General features: G+C 60.3%; 13 protein-coding genes and 2 tRNA genes. 10 read left to right on the top strand and 5 right to left on the bottom strand.

Annotation, left to right across the window (positions count from 1 at the left end):
* Positions 1-647: 647 nt before the first annotated feature.
* Positions 648-1,916, bottom strand: coding sequence for an MFS transporter (locus GHN92_RS22890; RefSeq protein WP_130872052.1), 1,269 nt, complete (start codon positions 1,914-1,916; stop codon positions 648-650).
* Between the two features lie 116 nt (positions 1,917-2,032).
* Entirely contained in the window at positions 2,033-2,989 is a 957-nt protein-coding gene (locus GHN92_RS22895) for a LysR family transcriptional regulator (protein WP_095003378.1), read from the bottom strand.
* A gap of 106 nt (positions 2,990-3,095) precedes the next feature.
* Here GHN92_RS22895 and GHN92_RS22900 point away from each other — a divergent pair, with 106 nt between their 5' ends.
* From GHN92_RS22900 to GHN92_RS22930, 7 genes are all read left to right on the top strand, one after another.
* Positions 3,096-3,836, top strand: a complete 741-nt coding sequence (locus GHN92_RS22900; protein WP_095019225.1) for an SDR family oxidoreductase — start codon at positions 3,096-3,098, stop codon at positions 3,834-3,836.
* Between the two features lie 138 nt (positions 3,837-3,974).
* Positions 3,975-4,823 carry an ureidoglycolate lyase gene (locus GHN92_RS22905; protein ID WP_153381269.1) on the top strand — a complete coding sequence of 283 codons (849 nt, stop codon included), beginning with the start codon at positions 3,975-3,977 and terminating at the stop codon, positions 4,821-4,823.
* Positions 4,824-4,860: 37 nt separating this feature from the next.
* Positions 4,861-5,835, top strand: a complete 975-nt coding sequence (gene denD, locus GHN92_RS22910; protein WP_095023003.1) for a D-erythronate dehydrogenase — start codon at positions 4,861-4,863, stop codon at positions 5,833-5,835.
* Positions 5,836-6,006: 171 nt separating this feature from the next.
* A complete protein-coding gene (locus tag GHN92_RS22915) occupies positions 6,007-7,374 on the top strand; it encodes an MFS transporter (protein ID WP_095003374.1) in 1,368 nt (455 codons plus the stop codon).
* Positions 7,371-8,255 carry an NAD(P)-dependent oxidoreductase gene (locus GHN92_RS22920; protein ID WP_133144237.1) on the top strand — a complete coding sequence of 295 codons (885 nt, stop codon included), beginning with the start codon at positions 7,371-7,373 and terminating at the stop codon, positions 8,253-8,255. Before GHN92_RS22915 ends, GHN92_RS22920 begins: the two co-directional genes overlap by 4 nt.
* Before the next feature lie 16 nt (positions 8,256-8,271).
* Positions 8,272-10,056 (top strand): IlvD/Edd family dehydratase, encoded by a 1,785-nt coding sequence (locus GHN92_RS22925; protein ID WP_095026589.1) that lies wholly within the window; start codon positions 8,272-8,274, stop codon positions 10,054-10,056.
* Between the two features lie 132 nt (positions 10,057-10,188).
* Positions 10,189-11,376, top strand: a complete 1,188-nt coding sequence (locus tag GHN92_RS22930; protein WP_133144238.1) for a fumarylacetoacetate hydrolase family protein — start codon at positions 10,189-10,191, stop codon at positions 11,374-11,376.
* 63 nt (positions 11,377-11,439) lie between these two features.
* On the opposite strand, the gene GHN92_RS22935 is transcribed toward GHN92_RS22930, so the two are convergent.
* Positions 11,440-11,516 (bottom strand) — tRNA-Arg (locus GHN92_RS22935).
* Positions 11,517-11,841: 325 nt separating this feature from the next.
* On the opposite strand from GHN92_RS22935, the gene GHN92_RS22940 reads away from it, so the two are divergent.
* The 3 genes from GHN92_RS22940 (at position 11,842) to GHN92_RS22945 (ending at position 12,878) form a co-directional block, all read left to right on the top strand.
* Positions 11,842-12,072, top strand: a complete 231-nt coding sequence (locus GHN92_RS22940; protein ID WP_095019285.1) for a hypothetical protein — start codon at positions 11,842-11,844, stop codon at positions 12,070-12,072.
* Positions 12,073-12,100: 28 nt separating this feature from the next.
* Positions 12,101-12,277: a PA3371 family protein gene (locus GHN92_RS23935; RefSeq protein WP_165446519.1), complete on the top strand. Its 177-nt coding sequence runs from the start codon at positions 12,101-12,103 to the stop codon at positions 12,275-12,277.
* Positions 12,278-12,551: 274 nt separating this feature from the next.
* Positions 12,552-12,878 (top strand): Arc family DNA-binding protein, encoded by a 327-nt coding sequence (locus GHN92_RS22945; RefSeq protein ID WP_016782142.1) that lies wholly within the window; start codon positions 12,552-12,554, stop codon positions 12,876-12,878.
* 75 nt (positions 12,879-12,953) lie between these two features.
* Here GHN92_RS22945 and mgtE read toward each other — a convergent pair whose 3' ends face one another.
* Together mgtE and GHN92_RS22955 are read right to left on the bottom strand one after the other, a co-directional pair.
* A complete protein-coding gene (gene mgtE / locus GHN92_RS22950) occupies positions 12,954-14,396 on the bottom strand; it encodes a magnesium transporter (RefSeq protein ID WP_016782141.1) in 1,443 nt (480 codons plus the stop codon).
* 403 nt (positions 14,397-14,799) lie between these two features.
* A tRNA-Arg gene (locus GHN92_RS22955) sits at positions 14,800-14,876 on the bottom strand.

Below are 14,876 nucleotides of genomic sequence, written 5' to 3' on the forward strand. Positions count from 1 at the left end.
TGACCCCGGATCTTGTGAGCACCGCAAAACCTGTGGGAGCTGGATTGCCTGCGATGCACACAACGCGGTCTGGCTGGCGCACTCCGGGGATGCCATCGCGAGCAAGCCCGCTCCCACAGAGGTACGCGGCTGACCCCGGATTTTGTGAGCACCGCAAAACCTGTGGGAGCTGGATTGCCTGCGATGCACACAACGCGGTCTGGCTGGCGCACTCCGGGGATGCCATCGCGAGCAAGCCCGCTCCCACAGAGGTACGCGGCTGACCCCGGATTTTGTGAGCACCGCAAAGCCTGTGGGAGCTGGCTTGCCTGCGATGCACACAACGCGGTTTGGCTGGAGCACCCCGGGGATGCCATCGCGAGCAAGCCCGCTCCCACAGAGGTACGCGGCTGACCCCGGATTTTGTGAGCACCGCAAAAACTGTGGGAGCTGGCTTGCCTGCGATGCAAACAACGCGGTCTGGCTGGCGCACTCCGGGGATGCCATCGCGAGCAAGCCCGCGCCCACAGAGGTACGCGGCTGACCCCGGATCTTGTGAGCACCGCAAAACCTGTGGGAGCTGGATTGCCTGCGATGCACACAACGCGGTCTGGCTTGCGCACCCCGGGGATGCCATCGCGAGCAAGCCCGCTCCCACAAGGGCTCAGTCAGGCGGGTACAAGGGTGACCAAGGGAGCTTCTGGTGCCTGCGGTTCCTTGAGCAACGCAAAGTAGGCAAAGGCCGAACACGCCGCCACCACCGCACTGATCACAAATGCCGAGGAAAACGAACCGCTCTGCTGCACGCTGAATCCAGTCAGAATCGGCGCTATGGAACCTGCCAGGTAACCGCCAAAGTTCTGGATCGAGCCAAACGAAGCCACACGCTCCGACGGCACAATGGTGTTGACGATCATCCACGCCGTGGCACTGGAGATGTTGATAAAGAACATGGTCAGGCACAGCAGGATCACGCACGCCACCACGTTGGTGGTAAAGGCCACAATCAGCGTGAACAGCGCCCCGCCCAGTAGCCCCAGAATCACCATCAGCTTGCGGCTGGCCAATACCCGCATGCCTCGTGCCACCAGTCGATCACAGCATTTACCGGCCACAATGGTGCCCAACGCGCCAAACAAATAAGCCAGCGATACCACCCAGGCCGTGCGATACAGATCCAGACCGTGCTCACGCTCAAAATAACCGGGCAACCAGGTGAGATTGAGCCAGATCATGTAAATCACACCCATAAACCCGAGGAACGCCCCCCAGGTGTTGCGATCCCTGAACAACGAGGTCCAGCGCACTTTCGCCGCCTTGACCTGTTGCACCGGCACCGGTTCCGCACGACCTGTCTCGGCCATGTATTGCGCCTTGCTCTTGTAGAACTTGAACCAGCACAGTGCCAATACCAGTCCCATGACGCCGGTAAGGATAAACATCCCGCGCCAGCCCAGATGCACCATGAAAACAGTCAACAACGGCGGGGCCAGGCACGGGCCGATACAGGTCGAAGACCACACCCAGCCGGTCGCCGTGCCGCGCTCCTGGGTATCGAACCACTCCGACAATGCCTTGGCCGCCGAAGGAAACACCGGCGCCTCACCTATCCCCAGCAACACCCGCAAGCCGACCAGATGGCCATAGCTGCTGAACAGGCCGAAGGCCGCCTGCGCAACCGACCACACCACCAGCGATCCACCCAGTGCCAGCTTGCTGCCCAACTTGTCGATCAAGGCACCAAGAGGCAGTTGTGAAAAGGCGTAGGCAATGGAGAACGCCGAGAGCATCACCCCCATTTGCATCGGGCTGATGGCCAGGTCTTTCTGGATGGTGGTGTTGGCGATGGATAAGGCGCTGCGGTCAAGGTAGTTGACCACGCCAATCAGGAACAGGAAGAAGATCGTCAGCGTCTTGTAGCTTTTTATTGTTCTCATACGCGCCTCTCATGAGCGGTTGCGCCCCTACCCGACAGGTGGGGCGACGCTCACTTTAGAGGGCGGTTTGGCCTGTGCCCAATTACATCATTCCATCAGTTAATAACCGCGCGTTATCAAGGTGTCTGGCGAGCACCGCGCAGGGCATCGGGACCACTTAACAAGGCGTCGATAAAGGCTTTTGCCGACCACTGCGGGACATCGTTGCGCCGGGTAATCACCCCGTAGTCAGCCAGCACCAGCGGAAACGGCAAGGCCAGGCGGGTCAGGCGCCCGGCCTGGATTTCCGGTTCGACCATCGACTCGGCCAGCATCGCCACCGACGGCGTGGTTTGCAGCAGTTGCATGGTGGTCTGCAAGGACACGGTTTCGACGGTGTTTTCCGGGGTCTGCATGCCTGCTTCGACGAAGGCTTTTTCCACCCGCGCGCGCATCGGCGTGCCCGTCGGGTAAATCACCCACGGCCAACTGCCCAAATCCGCCAGTGGCACTTCACTGGCCCCGGCCAGCGGGTGCTGGCTGCCCGTAACCAGGCACAACGGCTCCGGCGCCAGCGCCTGGAATTCAAACAACTCACGATGACGATCGAGGGTAAAACGGGCCACCACTAGGTCCAGTTCCTTGTGTTCGAGCAAGGTCAGCATATTGGCACTGGTGCCCTCAAGCACTTGCACGGTGAGCAACGGCCAGTCCTGCTTGACCCGCACAATGGCAGCAGGCACGGCCAGGGCTGTGGCCGCATAAATGGTGCCGACCTTGATCAGGCCATGCCCACCCTGGCGCAGATGGTTGATCTGGCTGACAAACTGACCGGTGTCGTTCAACGCGATCTGGGCAAAACGGGCCACATGGCTGCCCAGATCGGTAAGGGTCATGCTGCGCGGCAAACGGGCAAATACTTCGAAGCCCAGCTGGTGCTCGATTTCGCGCAACATCTTGCTCACGGCTGGCTGGCTGATGCTCATTTCCTGCGCAGTCGCATGCATGTTTTGCGTGCGCGCCAGGGTGTCGATCAGCACCAAATGGCGAAACCGCAGCCAGTTGCACAACTGGTTAAATCCGACATCCGCCATCCGATAACCCCCGGTTATTAAGACCTGAGAATATCTCATTGGCGATTATCGCAAAGCAATATTAGTGTGCAGCTGTTGGGCCAAATAATAACAACGGACTTTCGTCATGAACCTAGCCAACAAACGTGTGCTGATAACTGCTGCGGCGCAAGGCATAGGCCGCGCTTCGGTACTGGCCTTTCGCGATGCGGGCGCGCAGGTCATCGCCACCGACCTGCATGTCGAAGCCCTGCAAGATATCCCCGGTATTCAAGTCCTGCCCCTGGACGTGACCCAAGCTTGCGCCATCGATGCCATCTGCCAGCAGCTGGGCGCTATCGACGTGCTGTTCAACTGCGCCGGCTATGTGCACAGCGGTGCCCTGCTGGAGTGCGACGAGCAGGCCTGGCAATTTTCTTTCGACCTCAATGTCACCGCCATGTACCGCATGATCCGCGGCTTCCTCCCCGGCATGCTGGAAAACGGCGGCGGCTCGATCATCAATATGGCTTCGGTGGCCTCCAGCGTCAAAGGCGTGCCCAACCGCTTTGCCTACACCGCCAGCAAGGCTGCGGTGATCGGCCTGACCAAATCGGTCGCCGCCGACTACGTGCGCCAGGGCATTCGCTGCAACGCCATTTGCCCCGGCACGGTGGACTCCCCTTCGCTACGCCAGCGCATCGCCGAACAGGCCCTTGAGCAAGGGCGCTCCGAAGCTGAGGTCTATCAGGCCTTTGTTGACCGCCAGCCCATGGGCCGCATCGGCAGCGCTGAAGAAATCGCACAACTAGCGCTGTACCTGGCCAGCGATGCCAGCAGCTATACCACCGGCACCGTCCAGGTGATCGATGGCGGGATGAGTAATTAAGCATTTTGTGGGAAACCCTGTGGGAGCGAGCCTGCTCGCGATGCAGGCACCTCGGTGTTTAAGTGGCACCGCATTGATGCATTCGCGAGCAGGCTCGCTCCCACACTAGATTTATTTCCATGCACCAAAGGAGCTTTTATGAAACTGCTGCGCTACGGCGATAAAGGTCAGGAAAAACCCGGCCTGCTCGATGCCCAAGGCAATATCCGCGATTTGTCGGCGCATATCACTGACGTTGCAGGCGCTGCGCTGTCAGCCGCAAGCCTGGAAACACTGAGCAAAATCGACCCCGCCAGTTTGCCGCTGGTCAGCTGTTCGCCACGTATCGGCGCCTGCGTCGGCCAGGTCGGCAAATTTATCTGCATCGGCCTGAACTATGCCGACCACGCTGCCGAATCGGGCCTGGCGGTGCCGTCGGAACCGGTGGTATTCAGCAAATGGACCAGCGCCATCTGCGGTCCCAACGACAACGTGGAAATCCCCCGCGACTCGACCAAAACCGACTGGGAAGTCGAGCTGGGCGTGGTGATCGGCAAGGGTGGACGCAATATCGATGAACATAACGCCCTGGAGCACGTGGCCGGATACTGCGTGATCAACGATGTGTCGGAGCGCGAATGGCAGATCGAACGTGGCGGCACCTGGGACAAGGGCAAGGGCTTTGACACCTTTGGCCCCCTCGGACCATGGCTGGTGACCCGTGATGAAATCAGCGACCCGCACCAGCTCGACCTTTGGCTTGAAGTCGACGGACAGCGCTACCAGAACGGCAACACCCGCACCATGGTCTTTCAGATCCCGGCCCTGATTGCTTACCTGAGCCGCTGCATGTCGCTGCAACCGGGCGACGTGATTTCCACCGGCACACCGCCGGGTGTGGGCCTGGGGATCAAGCCAACCCCGGTGTACCTGCGCGCAGGCCAGGTCATGCACCTGGGCATCAGCGGCCTTGGCGAACAGCGCCAGCTCACCGTACAGGCCGACTGACTTCACGCTCACACAACTATAAGAAAGGGTTTTACACATGCGCATTCTGATTACTGGCGGCACCGGCTTTATCGGCAAACAACTGGCCCAGCGCCTGCTCGACATGAACAGCCTGACCTTTGAAGGCCAGGCGCCTCGCACCATTGAGCGCATCGTGCTGTTCGACGCCTTTGCCGGCGAAGATGTGCCGAGCGACCCGCGTATCGAACTGGTGACCGGCGATATAGCCGACCCCGATGTCATCGCCCGCGTCACCGATGGCGTGGACCTGGTGTGGCATCTGGCAGCCGTGGTCAGCTCGGCGGCCGAAGCGGATTTCGACCTGGGCATGCAGGTCAACCTGCACGGCCTGATGCTGCTGCTCGAAACCCTGCGCAAGCAAGGCAACGCGCCGCGCTTCGTCTACGCCAGCGGTTTTGCGGTATTTGGCGGCGCCCTGCCGCCAGTCGTTGATGACAACACCGTGCTTACCCCGCAATCGTCCTACGGCATGCAAAAAGCGGTAGGCGAATTGCTGGTCGCCGACTATGCGCGCAAAGGCTTTGTCGACGGCCGGGTGCTGCGCCTGCCAACCGTGGCTGTACGCCCCGGCAAGCCAAACAAGGCGGCCTCGACCTTCTTCAGTTCGATCATCCGCGAGCCACTGGTGGGCCTGCCTGCCGTATGCCCGGTACGCCCGGATACCCAGGTTTACCTCACCTCGCCGCGGCGCATTATTGAGTCGATGCTGCTGGGCATGACCCTGTCGCCAGAAACCCTGGGCAACCAGCGCATTATCCCGTTGCCGGGCGTGACCACCACCGTGGCCGACATGGTCGCGGCGCTGCAACGGGTGGCCGGTGATGACGTGGCCAAACTGATTCGCTGGGAGCCCGACGCGACTATCCAGCGTATCGTCGAAAGCTGGCCGAGCAAGGTAGAAGCCCCCCGCGCCCGTGCCCTGGGCTTTACCGCCGACGCGGACTTCGATGCCATCGTGCGCGCACATATCGAGGATACGGCCGACAAATAACCCACCACCCCCTTGTGGGAGCGGGCTTGCTCGCGATCAAGGCGACGCGGTGCAACTGAAGACCCGCAGCGATCCCATCGCGAGCAAGCCCGCTCCCACAAAAAGCCCTGTCTCACCCAAATGCTGCAACGCTCACGCTACTCACAACAATAAAAACTGAGGTCGTGCCACATGACTACTCCACTCACCGATGTCTCGGACATCGAACAACAGACAATCAAGCGCGTGACCAGGCGCATGATTCCTTTTCTTGTACTGCTGTTTGTGGTCGCCTTTCTGGACCGCAACAACGTCGGTTTCGCCGCACTGCGCATGAACGAAGATATCGGCATCAGCCAGACCATTTATGGCCTGGGCGCAGGTATTTTCTTCCTCGGCTATTTCATGTTCGAAGTGCCGAGCAACATTTTGCTGCACCGCTATGGCGCCCGTGTATGGATCGCGCGGATCATGGTGACCTGGGGCATCATCGCCGGCGCCATGGGTTTCCTGCAGACGCCAATCCACTTCATCTCCCTGCGCGTGCTGCTGGGTATTGCCGAAGCCGGGTTCTTCCCTGGCGTGATCTATCTGCTGTCGCTGTGGTTCCCGAGCCGCTATCGCGCACGCATGATCGCCTCGTTTTATCTGGGCGTACCCATCGCGCAAATCATCGGCGCACCGCTGTCGGTGGGCCTGATGGAGATGGGCGATGCCTGGGGCTTTGTCGGCTGGCGCCTGATGTACATCGTCGAAGCCGTACCGGCGGTGATCCTCGGTGTGGTGTGCTACTTCTACCTCACCGACCACCCGGCCGATGCCCACTGGCTGACCGACAAACAGCGCACCTGGCTGATCAACACCCTGGCCCAGGAAGAGCGCAACAAACCGCTGGTGGTGGGAGTACAACCGACCAAGGGCCAGATGATCCGCAAGGCCCTGTGCAACCGCCAGGTATGGCTGCTGGCACTGGTGTATTTCGGCATCACCTCGGGCTCCAACGCGATGAACTTCTTCATGCCAACGGTTCTGGCATCGTTCCGCGGTACCTTCGGCCTGGAAATCGGCCTGATGCAGAACGGCCTGATCACCGCCATCCCCTACGCCGTGGCAGCCGTGGCGATGATCTGGTGGAGCCGTCGCTCTGACCGCCTGCAGGAACGTCACTGGCACGCGGGCGGCGCCGCCATGCTCGCGGCGGTGTCGATTGCCGTGGCGCTGTGGCTCAACCAGCCGTGGATCATTGTCATCGGTTTCATTCTGCTGGCGATGGGCGTGTACAGCGCGATCAACGTGTTCTGGGCAGTCCCCGGGCAAGTGCTGACCGGTGTCGGCGCGGCCGTGGGCATTGGCCTGATCAACTCCATCGGCAACCTCAGCGGTTTTATCGGCCCTTACCTGACCGGCTACCTGTTCACCGTGACCGGCAGCTACACCCCGGGGTTTCTGGTGATCGCCGCACTGGTTGGCCTGGGTGGCCTGGGCATGGTGCTGATGCCGCGCAATAAAGAATCGCAAATTGGCGCCGCACTGGCCCCTGCCACTGGAGGAAAAGCATGAACCTGCCAAGCGTAGCCTTTATCGGTACCGGGATCATGGGCCTGCCCATGGCCCGCAACCTGCTGCACGCCGGCTTCCCGGTGCGGGCCTGGAACCGCTCGCCGGGCAAGTTGCAGGCGCTGGCAACACTGGGGGCGGCGGTTGCGCCGACCCCGGCAGGCGCGGCAGACGGTGCTCAGGTGCTGATCTGCATGCTCAGCGATGGCCCAACCTGTGACGAGGTGCTGTTTGGTGAAAACGGTGCCGCCCTGGCACTGGCACCGGGGGCGCTGGTGATCGTGATGAGTTCGATCCCGGTCGACACCGCCGTTGAACAGGCGCGGTTGTGTGCCGAACGCCGCCTGCGCTACCTCGACGCCCCGGTGTCGGGGGGCGAGCGCGGGGCGCGGGAAGCCAGCCTGGCAATTATGGTTGGCGGCGAAGTGGCCGCCTTTGAGCAGGGCCGCGAAGTACTGGCCGCCATGGGCCGCCCGGTGCACGTCGGCCCGGCGGGCACCGGCGAGTTGTCCAAGCTGGTCAACCAGTTGATCGTCGCCAGCACCATCGCCACCGTCGCCGAAGGCCTGCTGCTGGCCGAGCGCGGTGGCGCCGACCCGGCGAAAGTCCACGAGGCGCTGATGGGCGGTTTTGTCGACTCGCCGATCTGGCGCCAGCACGGCCAACGCATGCTGAACAACGATTTCACTCCCGGTGGTCCGGCCAAATGGCAGCTCAAGGACACCCGCACCGCCCTCGCCCAGGCGCAGAAGCTGGGCCTGGACCTGCCGGTCGGCCGCCTGGTGGACAGCCTGTTTGCCGCCATGGTCGAGGCCGGTGACGGCGAACTCGACCACGCCGGACTGATCCGCCAGCTGCGCCGCAACAACCCATTGCCCGAATAACTTGCTGGAGCCTGCCATGACCGATTCAACCCCACGCCGCCTGCGCAGCCAGCTGTGGTTCGACGACCCAAGCCACGCCGACCTGACCGCACTGTATGTGGAACGCTACATGAACCAGGGCCTGACCCGCGCCGAACTGCAATCGGGGCGGCCGATTATCGGCATCGCCCAGACCGGCAGCGACCTGACACCCTGCAACCGCCATCACATCGAACTGGCCAAGCGGGTCAAGGACGGCATTCGCGATGCAGGTGGCATCCCGATGGAGTTTCCGGTACACCCGATTGCCGAGCAGTCGCGCCGCCCCACCGCGGCCCTCGACCGCAACCTCGCCTACCTGGGCCTGGTCGAGGTGCTGCATGGTTACCCGCTGGACGGCGTAGTGCTGACCACCGGTTGCGACAAAACCACCCCGGCCTGCCTGATGGCAGCGGCCACCACCGACCTGCCTTCCATCGTGCTGTCCGGCGGGCCGATGCTCGACGGCTGGCACAAAGGCCAGCGCATTGGCTCCGGCACCGTACTGTGGCATGCGCGCAATCTGCTCAGCGCCGGCGAAATCGATTACGAAGGCTTTATGACCCTGACCACCGCATCATCGCCGTCGGTGGGTCACTGCAACACCATGGGCACTGCGCTGTCGATGAACGCCCTGGCCGAGGCACTGGGTATGTCCCTGCCCGGCTGCGCGAGCATCCCGGCACCGTACCGCGAGCGCGGGCAAATGGCCTATGCCACCGGGATGCGCATCGTCGACCTGGTGCGCGAAGACGTACGCCCCTCCCAGATCATGACCCACGCGGCCTTCGAAAACGCCATTGCCGTGGCCTCGGCGCTGGGCGCATCCACCAACTGCCCGCCGCACCTGATTGCCATCGCCCGCCACAGCGGTATCGAGCTGTCACTGGAAGACTGGCAGCGCGTCGGCGAAGACGTGCCCTTGCTGGTCAACTGCATGCCCGCCGGCGAGTACCTGGGTGAAAGCTTCCACCGCGCAGGCGGTGTACCGGCGGTGATGCATGAACTGGACAAGGTCGGCCGCCTGCACCGCGACTGCCTCACGGTCAGTGGCCGCAGCATGGGTGAAGTGGTTGCCGACTGCGTCACCGGCGACCGTGACGTGATCCGTTCCTACGAAGACCCGCTGATGCACCGAGCCGGTTTTATCGTACTCAGCGGCAACTTCTTCGACAGTGCCATCATGAAAATGTCAGTGGTGGGCGAAGCATTTCGCAAGACCTACCTCAGCGACCCGTTGCAACCCAACAGCTTCGAAGCGCGGGCTATTGTGTTCGAGGGCCCGGAAGACTACACGGCGCGGATCAACGACCCTTCGCTGGACATCGACGAGCGCTGCATTCTGGTGATTCGAGGCTGCGGCACCGTGGGCTTCCCCGGCAGCGGCGAGGTCGTGAACATGGCGCCACCTTCCAACCTGATCAAGGCCGGGATCGACTCCCTGCCCTGCATGGGTGATGGCCGCCAAAGCGGCACCTCGGCCAGCCCGTCAATTCTCAACATGTCCCCGGAATCTGCGGTGGGTGGCGGTCTGTCGTTACTGCGCACCGGCGATCGCCTGCGCGTCGACCTCAACGCGCGCAGCGTCAACCTGCTGGTGGACGAAAGCGTGCTCAACGAACGCCGCCAGGAACCGCTGCCACCGCTGGCCCCGTCACAAACTCCGTGGCAGGAACTCTACCGCCAACTGGTCGGCCAGCTCTCCACCGGCGGCTGCCTCGAACCGGCCACCCTGTACTGGCGCGTGATCCCGGAAAACGGCCCGCCCCGTCACTCCCACTAGACACGACAAACACATTACCTGTGGGAGCGAGCCTGCTCGCGAAGCAGACACTGCAGATGGTCAGCCAACCCGTGGTGACTTGATCGCGACCAAGCTCGCTCCCACCAAGCACTCTTTTCAAGGATCACGCATATGCAAACGCTGCAATTGACCATAGAAAACACCCTGCCCGATGACTGGCAGCGCGCCACCCTGGTCGGTCGCGTGTGGTTGCCCGGCGAACGTGGCGGCCCGGCCGTGGTGGTGATTCGTGACGGTGAAGTAATCGACTGCACGGCCCACTTCCCCACCCTGAGCCTGCTGCTCGATAGCGACAACCCGCTGCAAGCCGTGCGTGAAATCCGCGGCACCGTATTGGGCACGATCCAGGCCTTGCTGGCCAACAGCGGCGAGCAGCGCGACATGGGCAAACCCTACCTGCTGGCCCCGGCAGATCTGCAAGTGATCAAGGCGGCGGGTGTGACTTTTGCTGCCAGCATGATCGAACGGGTGATCGAGGAAAAAGCCGGAGGCGATGCCCACCGTGCCGAAGAGGTTCGTGCCCTGGTGCACGAAGTGATTGGTAATAACCTGCGCAACCTGCGCCCCGGCTCGCCAGAAGCCATGCGCCTCAAACAAGTGCTGATCGAACAGAACATGTGGTCGCAGTACCTGGAAGTGGGTATCGGCCCCGACGCCGAAATTTTCACCAAGGCACCGATCCTCGCTGCGGTGGGCAGCGGCAGCGCCATTGGCATCCACCCCGGTTCAAGCTGGAACAACCCGGAGCCGGAAGTGGTGCTGGCGGTAGACAGCCAGGGCCGGATCCACGGCGCGACCCTGGGCAACGACGTCAACCTGCGCGACTTCGAAGGTCGCAGCGCGTTACTGCTGAGCAAGGCCAAGGACAACAACGCCTCCTGTGCACTGGGGCCCTTTATTCGCCTGTTTGACGAACACTTCAACCTCGACGACGTGCGCCATTGTGAAGTGACCTTGCGTGTTGAAGGTGTCGATGGCTACGTGCTGAACGGCAAAAGCTCAATGAACCAGATCAGCCGCGACCCGGCGGACCTGGCCGAACAGACGCTCAACGCCAACCACCAGTACCCGGACGGTTTTGTCCTGTTCCTGGGTACCCTGTTCGCTCCTACCGAAGACCGCGACCAGCCGGGCCAGGGGTTTACCCATAAGGCCGATGATGTTGTAAGCATCTCGTCACCGACACTGGGAGCGTTGCACAACCGCGTGACCGGCAGCGACCAGGCGCCACAATGGGCGTTCGGGGTCAGTGCACTGATGAAGAACCTGGCGGGCCGCGGGCTGCTCGGCCAGGCCTGACTGGCTGATTGAAAGCCACAAAAAAGGCCCCGCCTGTTCAACAGTGCGGGGCCTTTGCGTATCTGGTGTCCCAGGCGGGGTTCGAACCTGCAACCTTCCCCTTAGGAGGGGGATGCTCTATCCAATTGAGCTACTGAGACAAATAACGGCGTGCATGGTAACGGGCATGCCTGGGTTTGTCATGTCGTGAGTGGTCTTTTTAACTGTAAGACAGCGGCCAAAACAGATTTTTTTTGCCTCCGATGAGCGGTACGAGGTTGCGATCGACTGCACAGCACAGGCAAGGCTCAGGCGACCATCGTGCAATTTGCACTACATCAAAAAGCCATCATTGCAAAATGCAATTAAACACTCTTGAATACACGGCTCAACTCGCTGTTTTATAAGGTTTTTTAGCCTTGTTACAGTTGGCACGAAGACTGCTCTATTAACAGTATCCCGTCCATGCTCTCAGAGATGACCGCCATGAACAGCACGCTACTACTGTTAAACACCCTCGCGCTGGCCGTATTGCTGGTTTTTCATTTTCTGCCCGAGCCCGTTTCGGCCGAGCAGCCTGTTGAAATGACGGCTACCTTCAACAAACCGCGGCCACAGGTTGCGGTGATGAAAGAGACCAGCCGCGTGACACCTCGTCTGGCTGCCAACCAGCCCGTCGCCGACCAGGCACCTGCGGGTGAACGCTGGGTCTTTTGAAAGCACATTGAGAGATGGGTAAGAAATCATGTCCAAAATCGCTTTGGCTCTGTTAATGCTGGCACTGTCGAGCCTTGCCCTGGATGTATTCACCAGTAACGAATTTGGCAATCTGCCCTTGATCGCCGCCGCGGTATTTTTCGCTTGCTGGCTGGTGGCGCTGATGCTTGGCCGCAGGTTCAAGTTTGACCCGCAATTGCGCTGAAACTGCCCATAGGCAAGGGGGAAAACCCATTAATTTGCTGGGTTAATCGCTAAGCCACCCATTCGAGTGTATATTTTTAACAAGACCTACTGGCATAACGCCTTTATCCGGTTCAATATTTGTCACAGAATTGACGCCAGGGAAGTGGCAGATTTGAGGCATGATGCGCGCCTCTTAGCAATTCAGGTTGAACATTTGGCTATAAGGACGGTCTTAAACACATCCTGCGGCCAATTCCCGAGAACCGCTCCCCTGAACTAACCGGTTAACTAAAATGCGCCCATTGAAACAGGCAATTTACTCCAGCCGCACGGCTGACAAGTTCGTCGTTCGCCTGCCAGACGGAATGCGCGAGCGCATCGCCGAAGTGGCTCGCAACCATCACCGCAGCATGAACTCTGAAATCATTGCTCGTCTCGAGCAAAGCCTTATCCAGGAAGGCGTTCTGGGTGATGAGCTCAGCATGCGCCTCGACAGCCCCGAGCTTTCCCTGCATGAGCGTGAGCTGCTGCAACGCTTCCGCCAGTTGTCACACCGCCAGCAAAACGCCCTGGTATCACTGATTGCTCACGATGCTGAAGCAGCCTCTGAAGAATCCTGATTTAACCCAGGCATAAAAAAAGCCAGCAAATGCTGGCTTTTTTTATGGGCGCTGTTCGCGCCCTGTACAGAATGATCAAAGCAGGAAGATAGTTGCCAGCCCCAGAAAGATGAAGAACCCACCACTGTCGGTCATGGCGGTGATCATCACGCTTGCGCCCATGGCCGGATCACGCCCCAGCCGGGCCAGCGTCATGGGTATCAATACCCCCATCAGTGCTGCCAGCAGCAGGTTGAGGGTCATGGCTGCGGTCATCACCACGCCGAGCGACCAGCTGCCATACAGCAGGTAGGCCACAACACCAATCACCCCACCCCACACCAGACCATTGATCAGGCCCACGGCGAGTTCCTTGCGCATCAACCGCGAAGTGCTGCCGGTGTTAACCTGATCCAGGGCCATAGCGCGCACGATCATGGTAATGGTCTGGTTGCCGGAGTTACCGCCAATACCGGCCACGATGGGCATCAGTGCTGCCAGAGCCACCAGCTTTTCAATCGAGCCTTCGAACAGGCCAATCACCCGCGAAGCAATAAATGCCGTGACCAGGTTGACTGCCAGCCAGGCCCAACGGTTACGCAGGGACTTCCACACCGAGGCGAAGATGTCTTCTTCTTCTCGCAGACCGGCCATGTTGAGAACTTCGTTTTCACTCTCTTCACGGATCAGGTCGACCATTTCATCGATGGTCAGACGGCCGATAAGCTTGCCGTTCTTGTCCACCACCGGGGCCGAAATCAAGTCATAACGTTCAAATGCCTGAGCAGCATCGTAGGCATCTTCGTCCGGGTGAAAACTCACCGGGTCGTTGGCCATGACCTCAGACACTTGTTTTTCAGGGTCGTTGACCAGCAGACGCTTGATCGGCAGCACGCCTTTGAGCGCACCGTCGTAATCGACCACAAACAGTTTGTCGGTATGGCCCGGCAACTCCTTGAGGCGACGCAGGTAACGCAGCACGACTTCAAGGCTGACATCCTCACGGATGGTCACCATCTCAAAGTCCATCAGGGCACCGACCTGGTCCTCGTTATAGGACAGTGCGGAGCGCACGCGCTCACGCTGCTGGCCATCCAGGGTCTCCATCAGCTCATGGACGACGTCTCGCGGCAGCTCGGGAGCCAGGTCAGCAAGTTCGTCGGCGTCCATCTCCTTGGCGGCTGCCAGGAGCTCGTGATCGTCCATGTCGGCGATCAGGGTTTCACGCACCGAGTCGGATACTTCGAGCAGGATGTCGCCATCGCGATCAGCCTTGACCAGCTGCCAGACCGTCAGGCGGTCGTCCAGAGGCAATGCTTCGAGGATATAGGCAACGTCTGCGGAGTGCAGGTCTTCCAGCTTGCGCTGGAGTTCAACAAGGTTTTGCCGATGGACCAGGTTCTCGACCCGGTCATGGTGATGGCCTTCCTGACGATGAGTCAGATCTTCGACCACACGCTGGCGATTAAGCAGCTCAATAACTTGAGCAAGGCGGCTTTGAAGGCTTTCTTGGGTTTTCTTTACTTCAACTTCGGTCATAGGCGAACTCCACTCCCAGCAGCAGGGCACGCCGGAAGGATCAATCAGTCAATTCATGATTGGTAAAGCGGGATGCTGAGTTACTACTGGGTAAGTCCATGGAGGTATTCCACAAGCCCCGGCGGGGCTGACGGGCGCAATCATACACGGCTTGAAAATTAATGACGCAAAAATCTTGGAGATAACAAAAGCTTGCGAAAAACCGCCAGACGGCGCCTGCGCACTGCTTGTGCGACGAAGGATGAGTTGCACAGGGCACAACTCAAAGCTGAAATTCAACCTTGTAGCCGTTGACGAGCAGGGACAAGAACCAGAATAAACACAAGACAAGTCGCGAGGATGACAGCAATAGCCAAATCGCAGATAACAAAAAGCCCGCACAATGTGCGGGCTTTTTGATGTTTGGTGCACTCGACAGGATTCGAACCTGTGACCGCTCGGTTCGTAGCCGAGTACTCTATCCAGCTGAGCTACGAGTGC

This window comes from Pseudomonas sp. FSL R10-2964, from assembly GCF_009600035.1.
Taxonomy (GTDB): domain Bacteria; phylum Pseudomonadota; class Gammaproteobacteria; order Pseudomonadales; family Pseudomonadaceae; genus Aquipseudomonas; species Aquipseudomonas bubulae.

What these genes read in the sequence shown, in the direction of transcription:
- GHN92_RS22945 (WP_016782142.1), top strand. Translation starts at nt 12,552, where the DNA reads ATGCGCCCATTGAAACAGGCAATTTACTCCAGCCGCACGGCTGACAAG.
- GHN92_RS23935 (WP_165446519.1), top strand. Translation starts at nt 12,101, where the DNA reads ATGTCCAAAATCGCTTTGGCTCTGTTAATGCTGGCACTGTCGAGCCTT.
- GHN92_RS22940 (WP_095019285.1), top strand. Translation starts at nt 11,842, where the DNA reads ATGAACAGCACGCTACTACTGTTAAACACCCTCGCGCTGGCCGTATTG.
- GHN92_RS22900 (WP_095019225.1), top strand. Translation starts at nt 3,096, where the DNA reads ATGAACCTAGCCAACAAACGTGTGCTGATAACTGCTGCGGCGCAAGGC.
- GHN92_RS22890 (WP_130872052.1), bottom strand. Translation starts at nt 1,916, where the DNA reads ATGAGAACAATAAAAAGCTACAAGACGCTGACGATCTTCTTCCTGTTC.
- GHN92_RS22895 (WP_095003378.1), bottom strand. Translation starts at nt 2,989, where the DNA reads ATGGCGGATGTCGGATTTAACCAGTTGTGCAACTGGCTGCGGTTTCGC.
- GHN92_RS22930 (WP_133144238.1), top strand. Translation starts at nt 10,189, where the DNA reads ATGCAAACGCTGCAATTGACCATAGAAAACACCCTGCCCGATGACTGG.
- GHN92_RS22925 (WP_095026589.1), top strand. Translation starts at nt 8,272, where the DNA reads ATGACCGATTCAACCCCACGCCGCCTGCGCAGCCAGCTGTGGTTCGAC.
- GHN92_RS22905 (WP_153381269.1), top strand. Translation starts at nt 3,975, where the DNA reads ATGAAACTGCTGCGCTACGGCGATAAAGGTCAGGAAAAACCCGGCCTG.
- mgtE (WP_016782141.1), bottom strand. Translation starts at nt 14,396, where the DNA reads ATGACCGAAGTTGAAGTAAAGAAAACCCAAGAAAGCCTTCAAAGCCGC.
- GHN92_RS22920 (WP_133144237.1), top strand. Translation starts at nt 7,371, where the DNA reads ATGAACCTGCCAAGCGTAGCCTTTATCGGTACCGGGATCATGGGCCTG.
- GHN92_RS22915 (WP_095003374.1), top strand. Translation starts at nt 6,007, where the DNA reads ATGACTACTCCACTCACCGATGTCTCGGACATCGAACAACAGACAATC.
- denD (WP_095023003.1), top strand. Translation starts at nt 4,861, where the DNA reads ATGCGCATTCTGATTACTGGCGGCACCGGCTTTATCGGCAAACAACTG.